At 70.9% G+C, this 24,085-nt stretch carries 20 protein-coding genes; 11 read left to right on the top strand and 9 right to left on the bottom strand.

What is annotated here, in order from left to right:
- Positions 1-383: 383 nt before the first annotated feature.
- Together ABDZ66_RS03720 and ABDZ66_RS03715 are read right to left on the bottom strand one after the other, a co-directional pair.
- On the bottom strand, positions 384-1,124 hold the full coding sequence (locus ABDZ66_RS03720; protein ID WP_343756205.1) for an ABC transporter ATP-binding protein: 741 nt from the start codon (positions 1,122-1,124) through the stop codon (positions 384-386).
- 58 nt (positions 1,125-1,182) lie between these two features.
- Complete coding sequence (locus ABDZ66_RS03715; RefSeq protein WP_343756203.1) at positions 1,183-2,256, bottom strand: ABC transporter permease; 1,074 nt, start codon at positions 2,254-2,256, stop codon at positions 1,183-1,185.
- Between the two features lie 217 nt (positions 2,257-2,473).
- Between ABDZ66_RS03715 and ABDZ66_RS03710 the strand changes: the two genes are divergently transcribed.
- The 9 genes from ABDZ66_RS03710 to ABDZ66_RS03670 all read left to right on the top strand — a co-directional run bounded on the left by ABDZ66_RS03710 (position 2,474) and on the right by ABDZ66_RS03670 (position 8,722).
- Entirely contained in the window at positions 2,474-3,250 is a 777-nt protein-coding gene (locus ABDZ66_RS03710) for an SDR family oxidoreductase (protein WP_343756201.1), read from the top strand.
- The gene (locus tag ABDZ66_RS03705; RefSeq protein WP_343756199.1) at positions 3,247-3,714 is read left to right on the top strand and encodes a MaoC family dehydratase; all 468 of its coding nucleotides are present in this window, start codon (positions 3,247-3,249) and stop codon (positions 3,712-3,714) included. The genes ABDZ66_RS03710 and ABDZ66_RS03705 overlap by 4 nt, the downstream gene beginning before the upstream one ends.
- On the top strand, positions 3,711-4,133 hold the full coding sequence (locus tag ABDZ66_RS03700) for a PaaI family thioesterase (RefSeq protein ID WP_343756197.1): 423 nt from the start codon (positions 3,711-3,713) through the stop codon (positions 4,131-4,133). Before ABDZ66_RS03705 ends, ABDZ66_RS03700 begins: the two co-directional genes overlap by 4 nt.
- Positions 4,130-4,474 carry a hypothetical protein gene (locus tag ABDZ66_RS03695; protein ID WP_343756195.1) on the top strand — a complete coding sequence of 115 codons (345 nt, stop codon included), beginning with the start codon at positions 4,130-4,132 and terminating at the stop codon, positions 4,472-4,474. Before ABDZ66_RS03700 ends, ABDZ66_RS03695 begins: the two co-directional genes overlap by 4 nt.
- On the top strand, positions 4,471-5,703 hold the full coding sequence (locus ABDZ66_RS03690) for an acyl-CoA dehydrogenase family protein (protein ID WP_343756193.1): 1,233 nt from the start codon (positions 4,471-4,473) through the stop codon (positions 5,701-5,703). Before ABDZ66_RS03695 ends, ABDZ66_RS03690 begins: the two co-directional genes overlap by 4 nt.
- 6 nt (positions 5,704-5,709) lie before the next feature.
- Positions 5,710-5,922, top strand: coding sequence for a hypothetical protein (locus tag ABDZ66_RS03685; protein ID WP_343756191.1), 213 nt, complete (start codon positions 5,710-5,712; stop codon positions 5,920-5,922).
- 153 nt (positions 5,923-6,075) lie between these two features.
- The gene (locus ABDZ66_RS03680) at positions 6,076-6,891 is read left to right on the top strand and encodes an SDR family oxidoreductase (RefSeq protein ID WP_343756189.1); all 816 of its coding nucleotides are present in this window, start codon (positions 6,076-6,078) and stop codon (positions 6,889-6,891) included.
- Positions 6,888-8,030, top strand: a complete 1,143-nt coding sequence (locus tag ABDZ66_RS03675) for a phosphotransferase family protein (RefSeq protein WP_343756187.1) — start codon at positions 6,888-6,890, stop codon at positions 8,028-8,030. Before ABDZ66_RS03680 ends, ABDZ66_RS03675 begins: the two co-directional genes overlap by 4 nt.
- Complete coding sequence (locus ABDZ66_RS03670) at positions 8,027-8,722, top strand: histidine phosphatase family protein (protein ID WP_343756185.1); 696 nt, start codon at positions 8,027-8,029, stop codon at positions 8,720-8,722. The genes ABDZ66_RS03675 and ABDZ66_RS03670 overlap by 4 nt, the downstream gene beginning before the upstream one ends.
- A gap of 3 nt (positions 8,723-8,725) precedes the next feature.
- Here the strand turns inward: ABDZ66_RS03670 and ABDZ66_RS03665 are convergent, their stop codons facing one another.
- The 3 genes from ABDZ66_RS03665 to ABDZ66_RS03655 form a co-directional block, all read right to left on the bottom strand.
- Positions 8,726-9,877, bottom strand: coding sequence for an acyl-CoA dehydrogenase family protein (locus tag ABDZ66_RS03665; protein WP_343756183.1), 1,152 nt, complete (start codon positions 9,875-9,877; stop codon positions 8,726-8,728).
- Between the two features lie 407 nt (positions 9,878-10,284).
- Positions 10,285-12,360, bottom strand: coding sequence for a S8 family serine peptidase (locus tag ABDZ66_RS03660; protein ID WP_343756181.1), 2,076 nt, complete (start codon positions 12,358-12,360; stop codon positions 10,285-10,287).
- Positions 12,361-12,421: 61 nt separating this feature from the next.
- Positions 12,422-14,503: a carboxypeptidase regulatory-like domain-containing protein gene (locus tag ABDZ66_RS03655; RefSeq protein WP_343756179.1), complete on the bottom strand. Its 2,082-nt coding sequence runs from the start codon at positions 14,501-14,503 to the stop codon at positions 12,422-12,424.
- Positions 14,504-15,081: 578 nt separating this feature from the next.
- Here ABDZ66_RS03655 and ABDZ66_RS03650 point away from each other — a divergent pair.
- On the top strand, positions 15,082-17,211 hold the full coding sequence (locus ABDZ66_RS03650; protein ID WP_343756177.1) for a molybdopterin-dependent oxidoreductase: 2,130 nt from the start codon (positions 15,082-15,084) through the stop codon (positions 17,209-17,211).
- Positions 17,212-17,454: 243 nt separating this feature from the next.
- Here ABDZ66_RS03650 and ABDZ66_RS03645 read toward each other — a convergent pair whose 3' ends face one another.
- The 3 genes from ABDZ66_RS03645 to ABDZ66_RS03635 form a co-directional block, all read right to left on the bottom strand.
- Positions 17,455-18,441 (bottom strand): type I phosphomannose isomerase catalytic subunit, encoded by a 987-nt coding sequence (locus tag ABDZ66_RS03645; RefSeq protein ID WP_343756175.1) that lies wholly within the window; start codon positions 18,439-18,441, stop codon positions 17,455-17,457.
- Positions 18,442-18,511: 70 nt separating this feature from the next.
- Positions 18,512-19,516 (bottom strand): aldo/keto reductase, encoded by a 1,005-nt coding sequence (locus tag ABDZ66_RS03640; RefSeq protein ID WP_343756173.1) that lies wholly within the window; start codon positions 19,514-19,516, stop codon positions 18,512-18,514.
- Positions 19,517-19,636: 120 nt separating this feature from the next.
- On the bottom strand, positions 19,637-21,283 hold the full coding sequence (locus ABDZ66_RS03635) for a long-chain-fatty-acid--CoA ligase (RefSeq protein ID WP_343756171.1): 1,647 nt from the start codon (positions 21,281-21,283) through the stop codon (positions 19,637-19,639).
- A 521-nt stretch (positions 21,284-21,804) separates the two neighbouring features.
- On the opposite strand from ABDZ66_RS03635, the gene ABDZ66_RS03630 reads away from it, so the two are divergent.
- Positions 21,805-22,179, top strand: coding sequence for an HU family DNA-binding protein (locus ABDZ66_RS03630; RefSeq protein ID WP_078305186.1), 375 nt, complete (start codon positions 21,805-21,807; stop codon positions 22,177-22,179).
- A 137-nt stretch (positions 22,180-22,316) separates the two neighbouring features.
- On the opposite strand, the gene ABDZ66_RS03625 is transcribed toward ABDZ66_RS03630, so the two are convergent.
- Positions 22,317-23,966 (bottom strand): FAD-binding dehydrogenase, encoded by a 1,650-nt coding sequence (locus ABDZ66_RS03625; protein ID WP_343756165.1) that lies wholly within the window; start codon positions 23,964-23,966, stop codon positions 22,317-22,319.
- Positions 23,967-24,085: the final 119 nt, after the last annotated feature.

Here is a 24,085-nt window from a genome sequence, read left to right as displayed (position 1 = left end):
CCAGTGTGCGGCGGGGGCCGTCTCACCCCTGTCACGGCCGAGAAGATGAAGAGCGGGTCAGCCGGATTCTGGTGTGACGTTCCGGATTTCTGGCGTGCTGCACAGGAAAAAATCGTGCCGCTGGAGGTCCCGCGGCGTGTTGCTGACCGTCATTGCCCGGGCGTGCAGAAGGGCGCTCGGCAACGGGGGGGGTGTGCTGCACAGCTTCACGGGCGGTCAGGTGAGGATTGTGTTATACGCATTCCGTTTGTTTCGCCTACAATCCGGAACTTCACCGGATTGCCGACTCCACGTCCGGAACCCGCCAAGCTCCCACTCGCTTCGCTCGGACCCAGCGGGCTTTGCAGCCCGTTCAATCGGAGTCCGTATCACGGGATCCGGCCTCAGTTCAGGCGGCCGTCCACGATGTGCACCACGCGGTCGCACAGGTCCAGCACGCGGTCGTCGTGCGTGACCATCACGGCGGCCCGGCCGCGCTCCCGGACCTGCTGCGCGAGCATCTGCACCACTTCACGGCCGCGCGGGCCGTCCAGGCTGGCGGTGGGCTCGTCCGCCAGGATCAGCTGCGGGTCGTTCATCAGGGCGCGCGCGACGGCCACCCGCTGCCGCTGCCCGCCGCTGAGGGCTGCCGGGTAGTGCCCGGCCCGGTCGCCCAGGCCCAGGGTGCGCAGCAGGGCGTCCGCGCGGGTGCGGCCGGCGGCGTCCTGACCGGCGAGGTGGGTGACCAGCGTCAGCTGTTCGCGCACGGTCAGGTACGGGATCAGGTTGCTGCTCTGAAGCACGAATCCCAGGTGCTTCAGGCGGAAGGCGGGCCGCGCGGCGGCCGGGAGCGCCGTGACGTCCTGACCGGCGATCAGGACCTGACCGGTGGTGGGCCGCAGGAGCGCGCCGGCCAGCGCCAGGAAGGTGCTCTTGCCGCTGCCGCTGGGGCCGCTGACCGCGACGAGTTCGCCGGGGCGCACGTCGAGCGTGGTGGGGTGCAGGGCCGTGACGGTGCCGTCGCCGTCCCCGTAGATTCTGCTGACCGCGCGCAGCGACAGCGTGGGCGGGGTGGACAGTGAGCTGTGCGGCGGGGCGGGCGTGGGCTGGGTGTGCATGGGCTGGGTGGGCAGGGGGATGGTCATGCGGGACTCCTGGGCGGTCTGGTGGGGGAGGGGGGGCTGGGGCGGGTCACGCGGGCGGTCAGGTGGAGGCGCCGATGGCGATCAGCGGATCGACGCGGGCGATGCTGCCGAGGCTGAGCAGGCTGCTGAACGCCGCGACCGCGACCAGCAGCGCCGCCGCGCCCAGCACGGTGGGGACCGTCAGGGTGAACGGCAGACCGGCCGGGAGCAGGGCGGCGGCGCCCAGCGTGACCAGCGCGGCCACCGTGACGGCCAGGATGCTCAGGACCATCATCTGCGCCACGAGACTGCCGGCCAGGGTGCGGGTGCTGGCCCCGATCGCCTTGAGCAGCCCGAACTGTGGCGTCTTCTGGAGGGTCAGGACGTAGAAGAACACGGCCAGCACGAACGCGGCCACGACGATCAGGAACACCTGAATCATGATCAGGCTGCCCTGCTCCTCGCGGTAGCCGGGCAGTTCCTGAAGGGCGGCGGCGCGCGTGTGGACGGTCACGCCGGCCAGCTGCGCGGCGCGCGCCGCAGCACCTTCCGTGTTCAGGGCGACGGTGTTCACGGTGCGGTGCAGGCGGGGGTTCAGGGTCTGCCAGTGCTGCAGGGTGACGAACACGACCGGCTGGTGGTTGAGGCGGGCGGCGCGCGTGAAGCCGATGACCTTCAGGGTCTCGCCGCCGGGTCTGAGGGTGAGGGTGTCCCCGAGGGTCACGCCGTCTTCCCGCAGGGATTCGTCGACGACCGCTCCGGTGCTGCCGGCGCTCAGGGGTTGGCCCTGCTGGGCGGCGGGATTCATGAAGCTGCCGGGTTGTACGCCCATCAGGACGCCGCTGAGTTGCCGGTCGCCGCGGCTGAGGGTGGCGAAGCTCTGCGCGAGGGGCGTGGCATCGGGTCCCGCGACGGCCTGAAGGCGCGTGACGGTGTCGGGCGTCAGGAAGGAGCGCGTGAAGACGCCCCCGGCGTCGCGGGTGGTCACGAAGTGCGTGGCGGGCGTCTCGATCAGGAGCGCGGCGTTGTCGTGGGCGAGGCCGCGGGTGAGGCCGATGAGCATGAACACCATGAAGGCGATCAGGGTGACGATGCCGCCGATCAGCAGCGAGCGGAGGCGGTGGTGGCGGAGTTCGCGCAGGGCCAGGTACATAGCATCTCCCTTACTTGATGGCTTGACTTACCGGTCGGTAAGTACGCTCCTTACCGTACGGTAGGTAAGGAGCAAAGTCAATCTGGCCAGCCCCCCGCCGGTCCCTCCCGCCCCGCCGGGCAGCAGAAAATATCCCCGCGCGTTCAAAATTGACGCGCACGTAAATTTTCGACTATGCTGACCGGGCAACCCCATTCATTCCCAACCGGAGGACCCCATGGCCCTGAAAGACCTGTTCAACCTGACCGGCAAGACCGCCCTGATCACCGGAGGCAGCCGCGGCCTCGGCCTGCAGATCGCCGAGGCCCTCGGCGAGTACGGCGCCACCGTCGTCCTGACCGCTCGCAAACAGCACGAACTCGACGAGGCAAAAGCCCACCTGCAGGGCCTGGGCATCACCGCGCACGTGTACGCCAACGACCTCGGCGCGTTCGACACCATCGACCCCCTCGTGGAACGCATCCACGCCGAGGTCGGCCCGATCGACATCCTCGTGAACAACGCCGGCGCCACCTGGGGATCACCCACCGTCGACCACCCGCTCGAAGCGTGGATGAAGGTCATGAACGTCAACGTGAACGGCCTGTTCCTGATCACCCAGAGCGTCCTGAAACGCTGCATGCTGCCCGCCGGGAAGGGCCGCATCGTGAACGTCGCGTCCGTCGCCGGCCTCCAGGGCAACGACCCCCGCATGGCGCCCACCGTCGCGTACAACACCAGCAAGGGCGCCGTCGTGAACTTCACCCGCGCCCTGGCCGCCGAGATGGCCGCTCACGGCGTCACCGTGAACAGCATCTGCCCCGGCTACTTCCCCACCAAGATGACCAAGGGCACCCTGGCGTACGGCGAGCAGAACATCCTGGAAGCCACGCCCATGCACCGCCTCGGCAGTCAGGAGGACCTCAAGGGCCTCGCGCTGCTGCTCTCCAGCGACGCCAGCGCCTACATGACCGGCCAGAACATCGCCGTGGACGGCGGCGCCGGCGTCGTATGACCGCGCCTGCCGGACTCCGGCCGGACGAGCTGGCCGCGCACGTCGGGCAGGAAGTCGCGCTGTCCGACTGGATCACCGTCGACCAGACCCGCATCGACGCCTTCGCGCACGCCACGGGCGACCACCAGTTCATCCACGTCGACCCCGAACGGGCCGCGCAGGGACCGTTCGGCGGCACCATCGCGCACGGCTTCCTGACCCTCTCACTGCTGGCCGGGGAATTCATGACCCACGGCGGCGCCCCCCACATCGAAGGCGCGCGGATGGTCGTCAACTACGGCCTGAACCGCGTGCGCTTCATCGCCCCCGTCCGCGCCGGGGCACGCCTGCGCAACCGCGCCGTCCTCCAGTCCGCCGAACCCGGCACCGGCTTCGTGCAGATCACGGTCGCGAACACCATCGAGATCGAAGGCGCCGACAAACCCGCCTGCACCGCCGAGAGCGTCTTCCGGGTCTACCTGTGACCGCCCCCGCCGACATGCTCGCCATGGCGCAGGGTGTGCTGGACGCCCAGCCGTTCAGCACCCTGGTCGGGGCCCGCGCGACCCGCTTCACGCCCGAAGGGGTCGAGGTGAGCCTCGCGCTGCGCCCCGACCTGACCCAGCATCACGGGTTCGCGCACGGCGGCCTCCAGGCGACCCTGGCGGACATCACGCTGACGTTCATGGGGGCCGCCGCGCTGGGACCGAGCGTCCTGACGAGCGAGTTCAAGATCAACTTCCTGCGGCCCGCGCAGGGCGACACCCTGATCGGCCGCGGCAGCGTCCTGAGCGCCGGGAAACGGCAGGCCGTGACCCGCTGCGACCTCTACGCCGCGCAGGGCGGGCAGGAGAAACTGGTCGCCACGGCGCTGGGCACCATCGCCCGCGCGGACGTGCCGTGAACCCCGGCGCCGTCTACACCCTGGAGCGGGGCGCAGAGGTCCTGGGCACCCTGACCGTCACCGGGGCCGGACCGTTCGCCGTGGACGCCAGCTTCAATCCCACGCCCGCCTTCGAGCCGTACCGGGTGCTGTTCGACGAGGACGCCCGCTACGCGCACCTGATCGCGCAGGACGACGACCCCGCGCTGCTGGAACAGGCCGGGGCGATCCAGGAGAGCCTGCTGGCCCTGAACCTCGTGCTGCGCGGCGACGGGAACACCGGGTACCGCACCTTTCTGATCAGCATTGAGGGCGGCGGCGCCAGCTTCCGCCCCCTGACTCCCGAGGAGGAACCCCTATGACCGTATTCGACGTGACCCCCCGCGCCCGCGACCTGCGCGAACGCCTGACCGCGTTCATGGAGGAACACATCTACCCGAACGACGCTGAGGTGCACCGGCAGATCGACACCGGGAACCGCTGGGAGCACCTGCCGCTGATCGACCAGCTCAAACCGAAAGCGCAGGAGGCGGGCCTGTGGAACCTGTTCCTGCCGCCCGCCAGCAGCCGTGACGGGAAGTACGGCGCGGGCCTGAACAACCTGGAGTACGCGGGCCTGTGCGAGATCATGGGCCGCGTCTGGTGGGCGCCCGAGGTGTTCAACTGCTCGGCGCCCGACACCGGCAACATGGAAGTCCTGGCCCGCTACGGCACGCCCGAACAGCAGGAGCAGTGGCTGATCCCGCTGCTGAACGGCGAGATCCGCAGCGCGTTCTCCATGACCGAACCGGACGTGGCCAGCAGCGACGCCACGAACATCCAGTCCAGCATCGTCCGTGACGGCGAAGAGTACGTCATCAACGGCGACAAGTGGTGGACGAGCGGCGCCGGCGATCCGCGCTGCAAGATCAGTATCTTCATGGGCAAGACCGACCCCACGGCCGCCAAGCATCTGCAGCAGAGCATGATCCTCGTGCCGCTGGACGCGCCGGGCGTCACCAGGGAACGCATGCTGACCGTCTTCGGCTACGACGACGCCCCGCACGGCCACGCGCAGATGACCTTCCGGGACGTGCGGGTGCCCGCTGCGAACATGCTGCTCGGCGAGGGCCGCGGCTTCGAGATCGCGCAGGGCCGCCTCGGGCCGGGCCGCATCCACCACTGCATGCGCCTGATCGGGCAGGCCGAACGCGCCCTGGAACTCATGATCGAACGCGCCGGGCAGCGCACCGCCTTCGGCAAACCCCTGAGCGGCCACCAGCACGTCCGCGAGGCCATCGCGCACTCCCGCATGGAGATCGACCAGGCGAGATTGCTCACCATGAACGCCGCGCACATGATGGACACCGTCGGGAACAAGGAGGCGCGCGGGCAGATCGCGGCCATCAAGGTCGTCGCACCGAACGTCGCGCTGCGCGTCATCGACCGGGCCATCCAGGTGTACGGCGGCGCGGGCGTCAGCCAGGACACGCCGCTGGCCATGATGTACGCCCAGGCCCGCACCCTGCGCCTCGCGGACGGCCCGGACATCGTGCACACCGAAACCGTCGCGAAAGTCGAGATGAAACGCCACGCCGCCCGTCAGGGCTGAAGGTCGATGAAGGTCAGTCTGAAGACGGTGTCCGGCGAGCGGGTGCTGTTTCTGCCCGAAGGCCTGGGAGAGGTGTACGAGCCGGGACGCGTCGTGGAGCTGATTCCGGTGATCGGTGGCGTGAAGGTCCGACCTGTCGGTCTCACGTTCACCGAGGCGGCAACCCGGCTGTTCACTGAGAAGTCTGGTCTTCTGCAACGCCTCGGTGACGGCGAGTGACAGGGATCAGGTACCCTGTCGTCATCTGTAGTTAAACCGCGTGGGACATGAAGCTGGAAGAGGCTGTCGAGGCAGTGACCGAGCGTTACGGCTGCTCTTCACTGACCAGCAGGTCGCTGGGACATCGATTCAACAACACTGAGGAGCGAAACCATGGAATTCAACGGAAAAGTGATTGTGGTGACGGGAGCGGCGTCCGGGATCGGGTTGGCGCTGGCGCAGCGGTTCGTGAAGGAGGGCGCGGTGGTCGTGGCGTCCGACCGGAACGCGGAGGTCGGCGCGCAGAAGGCGGCCGAGATGGGCGCGCGGTTCCTGGCGGCCGACATCGGGCAGGAGGAGGGCGTCAAGGGCCTGATCGACGACGTGCTGGCGAACGAGGGCCGTATCGACCTGCTGTGCTCGAATGCCGGGATCGCCATCGGCGAGGGACCGGAAACGAGTGATAAGCACTGGGACCTGATTCACCGCGTGAACGTGATGAGTCACGTGTGGGCGGCCCGTCACGTGCTGCCGCACATGCTGGAGCGCGGCGAGGGGTACCTGCTGAACACGGCGTCGGCGGCTGGCCTGCTGACCGAACTGCACTCCGCGCCGTACGCCGTGACCAAGCACGCGGCGCTGGCGTTCGCGGAGTGGCTGGCGATCACGTACGGCGACCGGGGCATCAAGGTCGCCGCGCTGTGCCCGGAGGGCGTGTGGACGCCGATGATCCAGAACGCGCCGCTGCTTCAGCAGACCGCGATCACCACGGATGAACTGGTCGAGAAGACCCTGGAAGTCCTGCGTGCCGACGGCTTCCTGGTGACCACCCACCCGAGCACCCTGAAGTCCTTTCAGAACAAGGCGAACAACTACGAGGAGTGGATCAGCAAGATGCGGCACCTGCGCGGCAAGGCCATGAAACTGCTGGAGGGGCAGGCGTTCGCGGCGCAGCCCGGGGCGGGCCACCCGGAGGAGTCACGGGCGTGACCCGCCCAGAGACCGCTCCGGTCCGGCCGGGTGAGGAACTGCCGCTGGACGCGCTGCGGGAAGCCATGCGCGGCCACGTGGCGGGTGACGTGGACGACCTGAGCGTCGAGCAGTTCCCCGGCGGGTTCTCGAACCTCACGTACCTCGTGCGGGCGGGCGATCCGGCGCGGGGCGGGCAGGAGTACGTGCTGCGCCGCGCGCCGCTGGGGCCGGTCCCGAAGGGCGCGCACGACATGACCCGTGAGGCGCACCTGCTGGAGAAGATTCACCCGGTGCTGCCGGTCGCGCCCCGCCCGGCGCTGATCGTGGAGGACCCGGCCGTAATCGGTTCGCCGTTCTACCTGATGGAACGCCGTCACGGCACGGTGGTGCGCACGCGCCTGCCGGCCGAGTACCGGGACATTCCGGACGCGGCGCGGCGCATGTCCGGCGCGCTGGCCGACACCCTGGCGGACCTGCACGCGGTGGATATCGACGCGGCGGGCCTGCGGGAGATCGGCAAGCCCGAGGGCTTCAACGCGCGGCAGGTGGCAGGCTGGGCCGGTCGCTGGCGGCGCGCACGTGAGGCGCTGCGGGACACGGGTGACCTGCCCTCCCAGGCGGACCTGCGCGACGAACTGGTGATCGCGTGGCTGGAGGCGCACACGCCGCCCGAGAGCGCGCACACGCTGGTGCACAACGACTTCAAGCTGGACAACCTGATGCTGGACCCGGCCGATCCGGGCCGCGTGACGGCGCTGCTGGACTGGGAGATGACCACCGTGGGTGATCCCCTGGTGGACCTGGGCCTGACCCTGACCTACTGGACCATGCCCGAGATGCCCGGCGGGGCACCCAATGAGGTCGGCGCGGCCTCGCCGGGCTTCCTGGGCCGCGACGAACTGGTCGCCCGCTACGCGGAGCGCGCTGCTCGTCACATGACGAGCGACCCGCAGGCGCACCTCGCGGTGCTGGAGCGGGCGCTGCCGTGGTACGAGGTGCTGGGGCACTTCAAGCTGGCCGTGATCGTCATCCAGATCTTCGCCCGGTACCGCGCCGGGCAGACCAGCGACCCGCGTTTCGCCCCGCTGGCCGGTCAGGCCGGGTGGCTGATCCGCGAGGCGTGGCGGCGCATCCGGGAGCAGGACGCCCGCGCGTGAGCGAACTGATCCTGATCCGCCACGGGCAGGCCACGCCGTTCGAAGCGGACACCGACCGCCTCTCCCCGCTGGGTGAGCAGCAGGCCCGCACGGTCGGCGCGGCCCTGCACGCGGCAGGCGTGCGGCCCACGCACGTCCTGCACGGCCCACTGGTCAGGCAGCGGCGCAGCGCGCAGCTCGCCCATCAGGACGGCTGGCCCGAACCCACCCTCGACGCCCGCCTCGCGGAATTCGACGGGGACGGACTGGTCGGCCACCTCGCCCCCCTCCTGGCCGGGCGTGACCCGGCCTTCGCGGCGCTGGCCGACGAACTGGCCGCGGAGACCGGCGGCCCGGAACGCAACCGCGCCTTCCAGAAATACCTCGAGGCCCTGGCGGCTGCGTGGCAGGCCGGGACCCTCACCGATAGCCAGGTCGAACCCTGGTCGGAGTTCCGGGCGCGCGTCCGGGCCGCGCTGGCCGACGTGCTGCGCCTGGGCGGCGGCTCGACCGTGCTGGCCTTCACCAGCGGCGGCGTGATCGGCCTGACCGTCGCCCTCGCCCTGGACGCCCCGGACGCCTCCGCGCTGGCCCTGAACTGGCGCGTGAAGAACGCCTCGGTCACCCGCCTGACCTTCGGGGGCGGGCGCGTCAGCCTCGACTCCTTCAACGAGACGCACCACCTGCCGCCCGACCTGATCTCCTGGCGCTGAAGCCTACGCCCGGTTGGGGGCGTCCAGCAGCGCCGCGCCGTACGCGGTGAAGGCGGCGTCCTCGCCCGGCGGGTGCGTCAGGCCCGCGCGGGCGTCCCGCAGCAGCTTCCCCAGCGGCAGCGCGGCCGTCAGGGCGCCGCCCCCGGCCGCGCGCATGGCGAGGTCCGTGGCGTCCACGGCGGCGTTCGTGCAGACCGCCTTCGCCGCGCCGATCAGCGGGACCGCCCCGGCCTCCGGCTGCGCGTCCCAGGTGGCCGTCGCGTGTGCCAGCAGCGTCCGCGCCGCCAGCAGCTGCGCCCCGACGCGACCCACTGTCTCCTGCACGCGCGGCAGCGTGGCGATCGGGGCGCCCAGCGCGGTCGGCACCCGCTCGTGCGCGTAGCGGCGCAGGGCGTCCAGCGCCGCCTCACCCACACCCAGGTACGTGGCGGCCACCGCCGTCCAGAACCACGCGCTGCTCGCCGGGTGAGACGCTGCCGGCGGTGCCTGGAGCGCGGCGGGCGCCCGGTCGAACACCACGTCGTGACTGCCGCTGCCGCGCAGGGCCAGCGCGCCCTGCCAGGTCGGCTCGACGCGCACGCCCTCACCGCGCAGGTCCACCCAGTAGCGGCCCACCCGGCCGTCCGGCGTGGCGGCCGACACCAGCGCCCAGCGCAGCGCCCGCGCGCCGGTACTCCAGGTCTTGCGGCCCGTCACGAACCACAGGCCACTCTCGAAGCCGCTGCCGTCCGGGGTCGCCACCGTGCGCGGCAGCCCCCCGCGCGACGGGCTGCCCAGCTCCGGCTCGCTCGCCAGGGCGTTCAGCAGCTCGCCGCGCACGCCCGCGCCCGCCACGGCGTCCAGCAGGTGCGGCGGCAGGCTGCCCCCCTGGAATGCCGCGCCCGTCACGTGCCCGTGCATCGCCAGGATCAGCGCGAGGCTGGCGTCCGCGCGGCCCACCCTGGCCTGCGCGCGCGCGAACACGCCCAGGGATGCGCCCAGTCCACCTGCGTCCGTGGGCACGGTCAGGCGCGTGTACCCGCTCTGCGAGAGGGCCAGTGCCGCCCCCGGCGTCACGTCCTGCGCCGCCTCGCACTCGGGCGCGTGTTCCTGAATGGCGTGGACGGCGCGGGCCACCACCTGCGCCTGCTCGGCCGTGAACTCGGGGAAGGTCATGCGCCCAGGCTAGCGTTCAGGCGACGGGCCGCGCGTCCCGCCGCCCCTGTTCGCTACGGACTCCGGTTGAACGGTCGACCAACCCCGTTCAACCCGGGCGGACCCGCAGGGCTGCGCCGCAGGGTGGGAGCACAGAGGACTGTCGGGCCGGGAGTTGGCAACCCGGTGACGTTCCGGGTGGAGGGCGAAACAGACGACAGTCCGTATGACCCGGCGCACGAACCAGCGGGGTGCCCGGCGCTCCTGCCGTCGTCCCTCCGGCGCGGGTACGGCAACTCCCCCCACCGTTGCGGATGGGGGGAGTTGCTGTACCCGCGCTCACAGCGGCTTTCGGTCCCGTCGCGGGGCAGTCGGCGCGTCTGTCGACTCCGCCTGCACCCGCTGTTCGGGGCCTCTGACGGCAGCGGTCAGTTGGTTTTGCTGAGTTTCAGGCGGTACTTGTTGAAGGGGTCGCTGTCCACGCCGCCCTCGGTGATGCTGTAGCTCGTCGCCACGAGGTAGTACCTGCCGGCGGCAGGCAGCGTGAAGGTGATCTCGCTGTCACTGTCGATGCGGGGGGTGCCGCGGTCGTCGTTCTCGGCGATGACCTTGCCGGTGCTGTCGAGCAGGTACAGGTAGGCGTCCAGTTTGCCGCCCAGCTGCGCGGCGGCCAGCATCTCGGCCTTGATGGCGTCACCGGCGGCGCCCGTGAAGGTGAAGTAGTCGTAGTCCATGTCCTGACCGTAGATGTACGCCTGCTGCGTCGTCTGGCCGTAGGCGATGGGTTTGGCGTCCGCCTCGCTGTCGTTGGGTTCGTAGGGGTCGGTGGGGTTGGTTTCGACGAAGGTGGCGGGCAGCAGCACGCGCGCCTCGTCGGGTTTGAAGTACGTGCTGCCGCTCGTGGCGACCAGCGTGCCCGTGAACCGGCCGCGGTCCTCGGTGGCGCCGCCGGTGGCGCTCAGGTCGGGGCCAGCCACGTACACGTCGTACGTGCCGGGCTTGATCTCGCTGAAGCGCACGTCGCCGTTCTCGTCGGTGGGGCTGACGTACAGCGGGGTGGGGTCGTCGGTCGCGCCGGCGCGCATGCCCTGGCCGCGCAGGATCACGTCGCCCAGCAGGCCCTTCTGGGTGCCGTTGCCGTTCACGTACGCGAGGTTCACGTGCACGTTCGCGCCCTTCTCGGGCAGCGCGGCGCAGTCGGTGAGGGTCTGCGCGATCTTCCCGGCGTCCAGGCCGCCCCAGCCGGTGTCACGGTCGAAGCCCGTGGGGTTGCTGCCGATGGCGCCGTTGGCGTTCATCTCCATCACGCGGCGCACCTGGTAGGGCGTGGCGGCCGGGCATTTCTGCAGGACCAGCGCGGCCACGGCGGCCGTGTACGGCGACGAGAAGCTGGTGCCGGATATCAGGGCGTACCCGCCGCCCAGCCAGGTGGGGTTGGCGAGCATGGTGTCCTGCCCGGGGGCGCTGCTGGAGATGTGACGGCCGCTGGTGCTGAAGGTGACCTTGCGGTTGCTGCCGTCGATCGCGCCGGACGCGATGATGCCGGGCAGCGCCGCCGGGTACTGGAACTCGTCGTGGTACGAGTTGCCCATGCTGGCGACGACAGTGGTGCCGCGCGACATGGCGTAGTCGAAGGCGTCCTTGACCGGTCCGAAGCTCACGCCGCCGCCCCAGGAGTTGTTGATGACGCGCGCGCCGTTGTTCGTGGCCCACACCGCTCCCAGCGCGATGTTGAAGCTGGAGTACCCGCCGGGATCGAACATCACGACCGGCATGAACTTCGCCTCGTAGGCGAGGCCCACGATGCCCTCGCCGTTCTTCGCGGCGATCATGCTGGAGGACACGTACGTGCCGTGCTCGTTCTCGGGTTTCTGGAAGTGTGCCTTCCAGGCCGCGCCGTCGGTGTACACCTTCGCTTCCAGGGGGTCGAAGGCCTTCCCGGCCCAGTTGGGCGCGAGGTCCGGGTGGGTCACGTCGGCCGGATCGTCGATCAGCGCGACCAGCACGCCCTTGCCGGTCAGGCCCTTGTCCCAGGCGACCTTGGCGTTCAGGTGGCGGGGGTCAAGCGCGTACTGCGGGAGTTTGTCGAAGATCTGGTCGGCGCTGGCGGCCTGCGGCGTCAGGCTGGTGGGCTGGACGGTCGGGGCCTTCTCGGGCTGCACGACGGTGTTCACGCTGGCGTAGCGCAGGCCGTTCAGGTTGGCGGCCAGGGCGCTGGCCTTCAGGGCGTCGCCGCTGACGCGGATCAGCGCGGTGCGGATTTCCGGGATGGTGCGCACGACCGTGCCGCCCAGGCTGGCGGCGGCGGCGTTCAGGCTGGCCTCGCTGTCGTACCCGACGACCAGTTCGTTCTTCACGTAGGACTGCCCGGCGTTCAGGGCGATCTCGCTGGCGGGGGTGGCGGGGCTGGGGGTGGCGGCGGCGGGCGTCTGCTGCGAGCAGGCGGCCAGCAGGGCGGTCACGCTCAGGACGCCCAGGGTGCGGGCAAGGGTGGACGGGTTCATGGGCATCGTGGGGCCTCGCTGTGGAGTGTCGGTGCGGTGGGGAAACGGGGGCGGCCGGGGGTCACTTCTCGCCGGTGATGAAATCCCAGTTGAGGTTCACGGCGCGCGTCTGGTTGATCGGGCCGACCAGGCCGGACTGCCAGGTGTACACCGAGTACGCCGAGATGCGGTTGCCTTCGGTGGGCGCGTACTTGTACGCCACGCCGGAGTTCATCTGCCACTTGTAGGGGCGCAGGGCCTGCAGGGGCGTGCTGACCAGCACGTTCCAGGGCATGCTGACGGTATGCGCGGCCGTGTCGACCGGGAACAGGTTGGGTTTGCTGGCCAGGTACCGTCCGCTGGTGTCGGTCAGGATGCTGGCGGCGGTGGTGGGGCCGCCGAAGCGGGTGCCGGTGCGGGTGAACACCAGGGACTGCCCGGCGGGAATGCCGTTCCCGGCCGTGCCGGTGCCTTCCTCCACGCGGATCAGGGCGTTGCCGGCGCTGCCGGGCAGGGTGTAGCCGCCCTGCGTCATCAGGTCCGTGACGCTCAGGTTGTATGCCGCGCCGTCCGCGCCGATGGCGGTCTGGTTCTGGCCGATCACGAAGGTGGGGGTCAGGCTCACGCCGGTCGTCTCGTCGGCCGGGGCGATGAAGGTCGGCGTGAACTGCGCCAGGGGCGTGGTCTTGCTGTCCGTGCCGGCCACGGTGTTCGCGCCGCGCGCCTTGACGCGGTACGTGAAGGTCTTCCCGACGCTCAGGTCAGCGCTGGTGTCCTTGAAGTTGAAGGGCCGCAGGGACTGGTCGGCGTTGCAGGCCGCCGCGTCCGCGCCGCCGCCCACCGTGCCGATCTTCGTGAAGGTCGTGCCGTCGCTGGAGCGCTCGATGTCGAACGCGAAGGGCTTGGCGGCCACGTTGGTGTAGCACCAGCGGACCTCCACGAACACACCGCTGCCGTTCGGGGCGGCGTCCGGGGTGGGCACGCCGTAGGGGGTGGTCCACGAGCCTTCCTGCTTCAGGGTGAAGGCGGTGGCGGCCACGCCGGTCGGGGCGGTCACGGTGGGGGCCGCGGCCGCGCCCGTGTTGATCAGGTTGATCGGCACGACGTAGCGGGCGTAGTTGTAGTTGAAGTCCACCGTCATGATTTCCAGGTAGACGCGCTCGCCGGTGGCGCTGCCGAACCCGGCGGTGAAGTTGCCGCTGGTGGTCACCTTGTCCGTGTCGATCACGCCGGTCTGGTCCTGGGGCGGCGAGTAGTTCCAGTTGCTGGCGGTCGTGGAGCCGGTCACGCTGCCGCTGCCGGGGGTGCGGCCCAGCTGCGCGTACATGATGCGGACCGGGCCGACGTGGTTGCTGTCGGCGGCGGTCTTGATGCGGAAGTCCACCTTGTCCGTGAAGGTCGCGCCCGCGATGGGGCTGCCGTCGGCGCGGGTGATGACCAGTTTGGTGGGGTCGGTCGTGGCGCTCGTCTCGAAGGCGGGGCGCTGCACGAGGCTCACGCTGGGCGTGTCGGTGCCGACCGTCACGCCGTACAGGTCCGAGCCGGCCATGCCGCTCTTGCGGGCCTTGAGGTCGTACGTGCCGGCGCTCAGGCCGCTGAGGGTGAAGGTGCCGTCGGCGCCCGTGGTGACGGTGCCGAGCGCCTTGCCTTCACGCAGCACGGTGATGGTGCTGCCCGCGACGGGCGCGCCGATGTTCTGGTCCACGACCGTGCCCCTGAGGGGGGCGGTGGTGGCGGTGATGGCGACCGTGACTTCGGTGCTTGTGCTGGTCTTGTTGCCGGCGGCGTCGTAGGCGCTGGCGGCGTAGGTGCGTTTGCCGTTCATGACGGCGTTGACGGGCACCGGCCACTCGAAGGGCGCGGCGGTGTCTTCACCGAGTTTGGTGCTGCCCTCGAAGAACTCGACGCGGGTGACGCCGGTGTCGTCCTTGGCGTCGGCGTTCAGGGTGAAGGTGCCCTCGGCGGTGACGGGGTTGGGTGTGGCGACGAGGTTGAGGGTGGGGGCGGCGGTGTCGCTGGGCGGGGTGCTGCCGCAACCGATCAGGAGGGTGCCGAGCAGAAGGGCAGTGCCGACGGAGCTGGGTTTCAGGGCCATGGGGTGGGGTGACTCCTTGATGAGGGCGCGCGGGGAGGGGCGGCCGTGCCGGTTCAGGTCCGGGCGCACAGACTGAACAGCAGAGATGGACGGCCGGTTTCTGGTTCAGAAGCTCCAGGGAGTGTCTGAGAAAGCTGGCCGAATCGTGTATGACTCGTGAGGGGGAGCCTACGCGGGACCGGGGGGGCGGGTCAAGCAGAACTGTCAAGGTGTCAGCTGGGCGTCCACTCACCTGACTAGAGGGGTGTGGAAGCCCGCCCAGTCACCGTTGCTGTGGTCCGCACCACTGCTGCCCGCGGGAACAGCGTCGTGGCGCACCTCCCGTTCCTGAGTGGCGGCCGCGAAGGCAGACCTGACGCCCACCGCCCCGGGGGACGCGCCCACCCGGAACGGCCAGGGTGTCCCGCATGACCGGCCGTGCAGAGAACTGCCATACTGAACCCAGTCCACAGTTCACCGCTCAGGCCACCGGTCTCGCCCGCCGTGGTCCGGACGGACGCCGGAACCCCCATGCCCCCGGGCGCGGCCTGGTTCCACCTGCCGCCTCATCCCGCCCCCCTGCTGGACCCACGCGCCGCACCAACGCAAGGCACGCCGGCCCCCGCCCGCTTCCCCGGTCGCCCGACCGGACCCCACGGAGGTCCCCCATGACACCCGATCCCACCCACCCGCACGCCAGCCCCCCCGCCCCCGACGGCATTCACTACCGCGCCTGCAACCTGTGCGAGGCCATCTGCGGCCTGAAGATCACCGTGCAGGGCGGCCGCGTCACCGACGTGCGCGGCGACCCCGACGACCCCCTCAGCCGCGGCCACATCTGCCCCAAGGGCGCGGCGTTGCCGGACCTGCACGCCGACCCCGACCGCCTGAAAACCCCCATGCGCCGCGTCGGTGACCACTGGGAACCCATGGAATGGGACGCGGCCCTCGACCACGTCGCCGCGCAACTCCGGGCCGTGCGGGAGCAGCACGGCGCGGACGCCGTCGCCACCTTCCAGGGCAACCCCAGCGTGCACAACAGCGGCACCCTGCTGTCCGCCGGGGCGTTCCTGAAAGCCCTGGGCAGCCGCAGCCGCTACACCGCCACCAGCATCGACCAGCTGCCGCACCACTTCGCGGGCGCCGAGATGTTCGGGCATCCGCTCCTGCTGCCCATACCGGACGTGGACCGCACCGACTTCTTCCTGATGATGGGCGCCAACCCGCTCGCCAGCAACGGCAGCATCATGACCGCGCCCGGCATCCGCGACCGCCTGAAAGCCATCCGCGCACGCGGCGGGCGCGTCGTGCTGCTCGACCCGCGCCGCACCGAGAGCGCCGAGTACGCCACGGACTTCCACCACATCCGCCCCGGCACCGACGCCCTGTTCCTGCTGGCCCTGCTGAACGAGGTCTTCGCCAGCAGCCTGCAGCGCACCGCGCACCTGGGCGGCGTCATGACCGGCCTGGATTCCCTGAAGGCCGCCGCCGCTCCCTTCACGCCGGAAGCGGTGGAGGCCCGCACGGGCGTCAGTGCCGGCGTGACCCGCGAACTCGCCCGCGCCTTCGCTGCTGCGCCCCGCGCCGCCGCGTACGGCCGCATCGGCCTGAGCATCCAGGAATTCGGCGGGCTGTGCCAGTGGCTCGTGAACGCCCTGAACGCCGTCACCGGCCACCTGGATGCGGTGGGCGGCGCGATGTTCCCCGCCCCCGCCTTCGACCTGCTCGCCGGCGCGAAAGCCGGCGCCACCCACCACGGCCGCCACCACACCCGCGTGCGCGGCCTGCCGGAATTCGACGGTGAACTCCCGAACGTCGCCCTGGCCGAAGAAATCCTGACGCCCGGCGACGGCCAGATCCGCGCGCTGATCACGGTCGCCGGGAACCCCGTCCTGTCCGTCCCGGACGGCCAGGCCCTGGACCGCGCCCTCGGGAGCCTGGACTTCATGGTCAGCATCGACCCGTACCTGAACGAGACCACCCGCCACGCCCACGTGATCCTGCCGCCCGCCTTCGGCCTGGAAGTCCCGCACTACGACGTGATCTTCCACCACTTCGCCGTGCGCAACACCGCCCGCTACTCCCAGCCGGTCTTCCCCATCCGCCCCGACCAGCGCTTCGACTTCCAGATCTTCGACGGCCTCGTGCAGCGCCTGACCGGCCGGGCCCTCGCCACGCCCGAACAGCGCCTGAGTGCCGGCCTGACCCATGGCCGCAGCGGCCTGACCCTGGACGACCTGAAAGCCAACCCGCACGGCGTGGACCTCGGCCCGCTGCAACCCTGCCTGCCCGGCCGCCTGCTGACCGCCACCGGCGAACTGCACCTCGCGCCCGCCCCCATGCTCGCCGACCTGCCCCGCCTGCGCGCCACGCTCGACCAGCCCCCGGAACCGCTGGTCCTGATCGGCCGCCGGCAACTGCGCAGCAACAACTCCTGGATGCACAACACGCCCCGCCTGATGCGCGGCCCCGACCGCTGCACCGTGCAACTCAACCCCGCCGACGCCCAGGGCCTCGAACACGGCCAGACCGTCCTGATCCGCTCCCGCGTCGGCGAGATCACCGCGCCGCTGGAAATCACGGACACCGTCATGCCCGGCGTCGCCTGCCTCCCGCACGGCTTCGGCCACGCCCGCGGCGGCACCCGCCTGAGCACCGCCGCCCGGCACGCCGGAGCCAGCCTGAACGACCTGACCGACCCCACGCGCATCGATGCCCTGACCGGCAACGCCGCCGTGAACGGCACCCCCATCACCGTCCACGCTGCCGAGCAGGTGGGGGAGAGCGCCGCCGACTGATACGGACTCCGATTGAAGGGGCTGCAAAGCCCGTTCAATCCGAGCGAAGCGAGTGGGAGAGGGGCGGGTTCCGGACGTGGAGCCGGCAATCCGGTGAAGTTCCGGATTGTAGGCGAAACAAACGGAATCCGTATGACGGACGAGGAGTGGGTGGCTGACCTTCGCCCCGGTCCATACAGAGGCACACAAACACAGGCCCCCGGCAGATCACGCCGGGGGCCTGTGCTCAGGCTTGATGTCGGTTCAGCCCCGTGAGGGATCGCTGCCCCCGCTCTCCGCTGGCCCCACGCCCGGCTGCGCGACGAGCGCCCGTCCGTGCCCGTCGAGGCGGTACGGGCCGGTCGCGGCGGGAATCAGCGCGGTCTGGTGCGTGTCCAGGGTCAGGGTCTCGTTGCCGGCGCGCAGGGTCAGCGTGCCGCTCACGACCGTCACCAGCGCGAAGCGGCCCCCGGTGTTCTGCTCGATTCCGCCCGCGACGCCGTTCAGCGTGAACGGCCCGCAGCGGACCAGTTCCCCCAGCCCGCCGGTCTGCGCGGCCGTGCGCAGCTCTCCCTGCCGGGCCGGGTCGGTCACGGCGACGCTCTCCTCTAGGTGCAGGGCGCGTCCGGCGCTGGCGGGGCGGTCCCAGTCGAACACGCGGTACGTGGTGTCGCTCGCCTGCTGCACCTCGTACAGCAGCAGCCCCGGCCCCAGGGCGTGCAGGGTGCCGGCCGGGATGAACAGCGTGTCTCCCTCCTGCGGCCGGTGCCGCTGACTGAGGTTCAGGATGCCGCCCCCCCGGATGGCGTCCGCCAGGGCCTGCGGGGTCGTGCCGGGCTGCACGCCGGCCAGCAGTTCCGCGCCGGGTTCCACGTGCAGGAAGTGCCACGCCTCGGTCTTGCCGCGCTCGCCGGGGCCGACCATCTCGCGGGCCTGCGCGTCGTCCGGGTGGACCTGCACGCTCAGCCAGTCGCGGCAGTCGAGCAGCTTGATCAGCAGCGGGAAGCCGTCCCGTGCGTCCTGCCCGGCGCCCAGCAGCGCGGCCGGGTGCGCCTGCATGACGGCCGCGACGGTCCGCCCGGCCAGCGGGCCGCCGCTCACGACGCTCTGCCCGTCGGCAATCCAGGCCTCCCCGATGGGCGTGCCGTCCGGGGCGGGCGGGGCGAGGCGGTCACCGCCCCACACCCGCGCCTGGTAGCGGGGCGTGAGCGGCAGGAAGGCGGGCAGGTCGGCGCTGGTCGGGTGGGTCATGGCGGGCGTCCTTTGGGGAGTGGGGGCAGGGTTGGAGAGCCGGGTCAGTCTTGAAGAGTGTACCCAGGAGTCACGCGGGCGCCCCGCTCAGGATCGCCTCGATGGCCTCCAGTTCCGCCTCGGTCAGGGGCGGGGCGTTCAGGGCTCCGGCCGCGTCGGTGATCTGCTCGGGGCGGCTCGCGCCGATCAGGGCGCTCGTCACCTGCGGCCAGCGCAGCACCCACGCCAGCGCCAGCTGCACCAGCGTCTGCCCGCGCGCGGCGGCCACGTCGTTCAGCGCACGGACCTGCGCGATCCGCTCCGGGGTCACGGCGTCCGCCTTCAGGAACCCGGTGGCGCTCGCCGCGCGGGAATCGCCGGGAATGCCATTCAGGTAACGGGTGCTCAGCAGGCCCTGCGCCAGCGGACTGAACACGACCGCGCCCACGCCCTCGTCGTCGAGCGCGCCGATCAGGCCGTCGGGTTCCAGCCAGCGGTTGAACATCGAGTAACTCGGCTGGTTCAGCACGAACGGCGTGCCCAGGTCCCGCAGGATGGCGGCCGCCTCGCGCAGCCGCGCCGCCGGGTAGTTGCTGACACCCACGTACAGCGCCCGCCCGCTCCGCACGATCTGATCGAGCGCTCCCATCGTCTCCGCCAGCGGCGTGTCCGGGTCCGGCCGGTGGTGGTAGAACACGTCCACGTACTCCAGACCCAGCCGCCTGAGGCTCGCGTCGCAGGACGCCAGCAGGTACTTGCGGCTGCCCCAGTCGCCGTACGGGCCGGGCCACATGGTGTACCCGGCCTTGCTGGACACGATCAGCTCGTCCCGGAACGGCGCGAGGTCCCCGCGCAGCAGCCGCCCGAAGGTCTCCTCGGCGCTGCCGGGCGGCGGCCCGTAATTGTTCGCCAGGTCGAAGTGCGTGATCCCGGCGTCGAAGGCCGTGCGGACCATCGCGCGGGCGTTCTCGAAGCGGTCCACGCCGCCGAAGTTATGCCACAGGCCCAGCGACACGGCCGGCAGCCGCAGGCCACTGCGGCCCGCGCGGCGGTAGGGAAGGGCCTCGTAACGCTGCGGGTTCGGTTGGTAGGTCATGCAGGGCACCTCGCGAGGGGGGGGAGTGGAGCCGGACGGACGCCCATTCTGACAGCGGGCAGGCGCGTCCCGGCTGATCGTGACCGGGACGCGCCTGCCCGCTGCCCGGGCTGCGGATGCTCAGGAGGCCATCTGGGCCCGCGCGGCCTCCTGCAACTGCCGCCACGCGACCTTGCCGGTGGGGCTGCGGGGCAGGCTGTCCACGAACTGCCAGTCGCGCGGGACCTTGTACGTGGCCATCTGCTCGCGCGCCCAGGCTTCCAGTTCGGCGGGCGTGGCGCTCATGCCGGGGCGCAGCACGACCAGCGCGCGGGCGCGTTCGCCGCTGCGTTCGTCCGGCACGCTGATCACGCAGGCCTCCTGAATGGCCGGGTGGCCGTGCAGCAGGTTCTCCACCTCGGCCGGCCAGACCTTCATGCCGGACACGTTCACCATGCGCTTGAGGCGGTCCGCGAAGAAGAAGTACCCCTCGTCGTCCATGTACCCCAGGTCGCCCGTGCGGAAGAACTGCTGTCCGTCGATCTCCATGAACGCCTCGGCGGTCGCGTCGGGGCGGTTCCAGTAGCCCTGCATCACCTGCGGTCCCCGGATCACGATCTCGCCCGTCTGCCCGGCCGGGAGTTCCTGCCCGGTCTCGATGTCCACGATGCGGGAATCCACGTTGAACAGCGGAATGCCCAGGCACTGGAGTTTCTGCCGGCCCCTGGGGTTGCTGTGCGACTGCGCCATCGTCTCGGACAGGCCGTACCCCTCGAGGAACATGATGCCCGTCAGGTCCAGCAGGCGCTGCCCGACCGACGCCGGCAGGCTGGCCCCGCCGCCCGTGACGCTGCGCAGCGACCCCAGGTCCGCCGGGTCGAAGTTCGGGGAGGCCATCAGGTCGATGATCATGGTGGGCGTGTTCGTCCAGAGCGTCACGCCCTGCTCGCGGATCAGGGTGCGGGCCGCGTCCCGGTCCCAGCGGGACATGATCACCACGCGCGCGCCACTGGTCACGCCGCCCATCAGCGAATTGATGAACCCCGTCACGTGGAAGAACGGCAGGGCCGCCAGGAACACGTCCTCGACGGTGCTGTCCACCCACACGCCCGCGCCGAACACGTTGGCCTGCACGCTGCTGTGCGTGTGCATGCAGCCCTTGGGCAGCCCGGTCGTGCCGGACGTGTACGGCATGATGCACAGGTCCGCGGCCGTCACGTTCGCCATCGGGACGGGGTTGGCCTTCAGCGCGGTTTCCAGGGTCACGTCGTCGCCCTGCAGCTCGGGTTCCACGTCCAGACCGTCGGGGATGGGAACGCCGCACGCGGGGTCCGTGCCGCGCATGATGTTCGCCACGACCGCGTGCGCCAGCCCGCCCTGCCTGGCCCGCTCGTACAGTTCCGCGCCGACCACGCCCACGCGAATCCCGGCGTCCTGCAGGAAGAACCCGAACTCGCGGGCCTGCAGCATGGGCGCCAGCGGCACCACCACCGCGCCCAGGTGCCACGCGGCAAAGGCGCTGATCACCCACGCGGGGCTGTTCTGCATCCACACGGCCACCCGGTCACCCTGCCCGACGCCCTGCGAGGCGAGGTGCCCGGCCAGCCGCTCGGCCTGCTCACGCAGTTCGCGGTACGTGATCTCATTCCCGTAGTGCCACAGGGCGACCTTGTCGGGGTAGCGTTCGGCGGTCACGTGCAGGCTGTGCATCAGGCCGGTGGCAGGCAGCGTCAGGGAACGGGGTTTACCGGCGGGCCAGTAGCGGGTCGGAGCGGGAGCGGTCGTCATAGGTACCTCCGTGAGATGCGTGGCGGCCCGCCGAAGCCCAACAAGTGCCGCTGGACCGCCAGAAACAGGTTGTGGATGAACCGAGTGTAGCGCAGTTCTCCTGGTGTGGACGCAGCGTCTGCGCGCCGGGTCACCCGCCCCCGGCAGCGGACCGCCCGGCCGGGTGGAATTCGTGCGTCTCAGGCCGGTCCGCCCCATCCGCGCACCTGTCTATAACGGATGCCGTCGGGTCCGTTGACCGCCCGCTTCCGCACCGGGATGCCAGCTCCACGCCCGGAACCCGTTTTGCTCCCCGCGGCGCCGCGTGCAGGCTCCGTCCTGACCCGCCGGTTTTCTCACGCACCTGCCCCGCAGCCGGAGTGGACCTTCATCAAGCGGTTCTGCCGTGCCACACGCACGAATTCAGGGATTCGGCAAATCAGCGTGTGACACGCGTTTTTTCGATTTGCGTCAGCGGGAAGAACGTGCTGGCGGGCATTCCCGTTCCCTCCCCCCCCTTCCCAAGGGCGCGGCGGTATGTCATGCTGCTCACCATGACGAAAAAGTCTGCTAAAGCCCCCGCCAAGAAGCCCGCTGCCAAGGCCGCTCCCGCCGCCAAGGCCGCCCCCAAGGCCGAGAGCACCAAGGTCGCCAAGACCCAGCTCGTGGAAATGGTCGCCGACAAGACCGGCCTGACCAAGAAGCAGAGCGAGGAAGCCGTCAGCGCCATGCTGGACGTCATCGTGGGCGCCATCAAGGGCGGCCAGAGCGTCGGCCTGCCCGGCCTGGGCACCCTGAGCGTCAAGGCCACCGCCGCCCGCACCGGCGTCAAGCCCGGCACCAGCGAGAAGATCCAGATTCCCGCCGGCAAGAAAGTGGCCTTCAAGGTCGCCAGCACCCTCAAGGGCAACCTCTAAGAAACGGCCTGACCGTTCGAAGGGAGGCGCGGCCACTGCGGCCGCGCCTCCCTTCTTGTGGCTCCTCTGCGGAGCAGCTCTCCGAGTCGCGTCCGCTCGGACCCAGCGGCTTTGCAAGCCCTTCAACCGGAGTCCGATTACACGGCCCCGGCGGCGGCGCGGCCCGCGATCCGGCCGCTGAAGATGCAGCCGCCCAGGAAGGTGCCTTCCAGCGCGCGGTAGCCGTGCACGCCGCCCCCGCCGAAGCCCGCGACCTCGCCCGCCGCGTACAGGCCGGGAATGGGCTGCCCGCCCTGACCCAGCACGCGCGCGCTCAGGTCGGTTTCCAGGCCGCCGAGGGTCTTGCGGGTCAGGATGTTCAGTTTCACGGCGATCAGCGGCCCGCCCCGCGGGTCCAGCAGCGGTCCCGGTTTCGCCACGCGCACCAGCCGGTCGCCCAGGTAGGCGCGGGCGCCGCGCAGCGCGGTGATCTGCGGGTCCTTCCCGAAGGGGTTGGCCAGGGCCGCGTCGCGCGCGTGAATCTCGCGGCGCACCTGTTCGGGGTCCAGCAGGCCGTCGCCGGTCAGGTCGGCCATGCCGCGCAGCAGGTCGTCCAGGGTGTCGCGGACCACGAAGTCCTCGCCCTGATCCATGAAGGCCTGCACGCTGGGCGACACGCGGCTGCCCACGCGGCCCAGCGTGGCGCGGATGTCCCGTTCCGTCAGGTCGAGGTTCTGTTCGCTCCCGCTGAGCGTGAATTCCTTCTTGATGACGGCGCGGTTCAGCACGAACCATGTGTACGGCCAGCCGCGCGTGGTGATGTGCGTCAGGGTGCCGAGCGTGTCGAAGCCCGGTGCGTGCGGGTACGGCAGCCGCTCGCCGCCCGGGGAGAGCCACAGGCTGCTGGGCCCCGGCAGCACGCGGATGCCGTGCCCCTTCCAGATGGGGTTCCAGTTGCGCAGGCCCTCGGTGTAATGCCACATGCGGTCCGGGTTGATCAGGTTCGCGCCCTGCGCGTGCACCGTCTGCTGCAACTGCCCGTCCACGTGCGCGGGGACGCCCGCCACCATGAACGCCGGGGGTTCCCCCAGCCGTTCGCGCGGCCAGTTGCGGCGCACCAGGTCGTGGTTCCCGCCGATCCCGCCGGAGGTCACGATGACCGCCCCGGCCCGCAGGTCGAAGTCCCCGACGACCACGCGGGAGCTCGCCTCGCCTCGCGCGACCTGCGAGGCTTCCAGCACGTCGCCGCGCACGCCCGCCACGGCCGGACCGTCGAACACCAGTTCCCGCACCCGGTGCCGGAAGTGCGCGCGGATGCGCCCGGACAGCAGGTGGGCGCGCACGCGCCGCTCGAACGGCTCGACCACGCCCGGCCCGGTCCCCCAGGTGATGTGGAAGCGCGGCACGCTGTTTCCCGGCCCCAGCGCGCCCTGCCCGCCCCGCTCGGCCCAGCCGACCACCGGGAACAGTTTCAGGCCCTGCGCGGCCAGCCACGCGCGTTTCTCGCCCGCCGCGAAGTCCACGTACGCCTGCGCCCACTGCCGGGGCCAGTGATCCTCGGGCCGGTCGAAACCGGCGGTGGTCATCCAGTCGCTCAGGGCCAGCTCGCGGCTGTCGCGGATGCCCAGGCGGCGCTGCTCGGGGCTGTCCACCAGGAACAGGCCCCCGAATGACCAGAATGCCTGCCCGCCCAGGTTCTGCTCTCCTTCCTGGTCCAGCAGCAGCACGCGCTTCCCGGCGTCGGCGGCCTCGGCCGCGGCGACCAGTCCGGCCAGTCCGGCTCCCACCACGATGATGTCTGCGTCCATTCCTGTGGCCCTCCGTTGCGCCATGCGTCTGTTCCCCATTGTGACGCATGCCCGGCGCCGCTCCCCCCTTCGTCGGGCAGCCGGCGCCCGGGACAGGGCATGAGCCACCCGGTGCCCCA

Source organism: Deinococcus depolymerans (assembly GCF_039522025.1).
Taxonomy (GTDB): Bacteria; Deinococcota; Deinococci; order Deinococcales; family Deinococcaceae; genus Deinococcus; species Deinococcus depolymerans.
The sequence above is the reverse complement of the archived record's forward strand: the minus strand, read 5'-3'. Positions and strand labels throughout refer to the sequence as shown.

What these genes read in the sequence shown, in the direction of transcription:
- ABDZ66_RS03635 (WP_343756171.1), bottom strand. Translation starts at nt 21,283, where the DNA reads ATGACGACCGCTCCCGCTCCGACCCGCTACTGGCCCGCCGGTAAACCC.
- ABDZ66_RS03680 (WP_343756189.1), top strand. Translation starts at nt 6,076, where the DNA reads ATGGAATTCAACGGAAAAGTGATTGTGGTGACGGGAGCGGCGTCCGGG.
- ABDZ66_RS03645 (WP_343756175.1), bottom strand. Translation starts at nt 18,441, where the DNA reads ATGACCCACCCGACCAGCGCCGACCTGCCCGCCTTCCTGCCGCTCACG.
- ABDZ66_RS03690 (WP_343756193.1), top strand. Translation starts at nt 4,471, where the DNA reads ATGACCGTATTCGACGTGACCCCCCGCGCCCGCGACCTGCGCGAACGC.
- ABDZ66_RS03710 (WP_343756201.1), top strand. Translation starts at nt 2,474, where the DNA reads ATGGCCCTGAAAGACCTGTTCAACCTGACCGGCAAGACCGCCCTGATC.
- ABDZ66_RS03660 (WP_343756181.1), bottom strand. Translation starts at nt 12,360, where the DNA reads ATGAACCCGTCCACCCTTGCCCGCACCCTGGGCGTCCTGAGCGTGACC.
- ABDZ66_RS03715 (WP_343756203.1), bottom strand. Translation starts at nt 2,256, where the DNA reads ATGTACCTGGCCCTGCGCGAACTCCGCCACCACCGCCTCCGCTCGCTG.
- ABDZ66_RS03705 (WP_343756199.1), top strand. Translation starts at nt 3,247, where the DNA reads ATGACCGCGCCTGCCGGACTCCGGCCGGACGAGCTGGCCGCGCACGTC.
- ABDZ66_RS03665 (WP_343756183.1), bottom strand. Translation starts at nt 9,877, where the DNA reads ATGACCTTCCCCGAGTTCACGGCCGAGCAGGCGCAGGTGGTGGCCCGC.
- ABDZ66_RS03630 (WP_078305186.1), top strand. Translation starts at nt 21,805, where the DNA reads ATGCTGCTCACCATGACGAAAAAGTCTGCTAAAGCCCCCGCCAAGAAG.
- ABDZ66_RS03685 (WP_343756191.1), top strand. Translation starts at nt 5,710, where the DNA reads ATGAAGGTCAGTCTGAAGACGGTGTCCGGCGAGCGGGTGCTGTTTCTG.
- ABDZ66_RS03640 (WP_343756173.1), bottom strand. Translation starts at nt 19,516, where the DNA reads ATGACCTACCAACCGAACCCGCAGCGTTACGAGGCCCTTCCCTACCGC.
- ABDZ66_RS03720 (WP_343756205.1), bottom strand. Translation starts at nt 1,124, where the DNA reads ATGACCATCCCCCTGCCCACCCAGCCCATGCACACCCAGCCCACGCCC.
- ABDZ66_RS03650 (WP_343756177.1), top strand. Translation starts at nt 15,082, where the DNA reads ATGACACCCGATCCCACCCACCCGCACGCCAGCCCCCCCGCCCCCGAC.
- ABDZ66_RS03625 (WP_343756165.1), bottom strand. Translation starts at nt 23,966, where the DNA reads ATGGACGCAGACATCATCGTGGTGGGAGCCGGACTGGCCGGACTGGTC.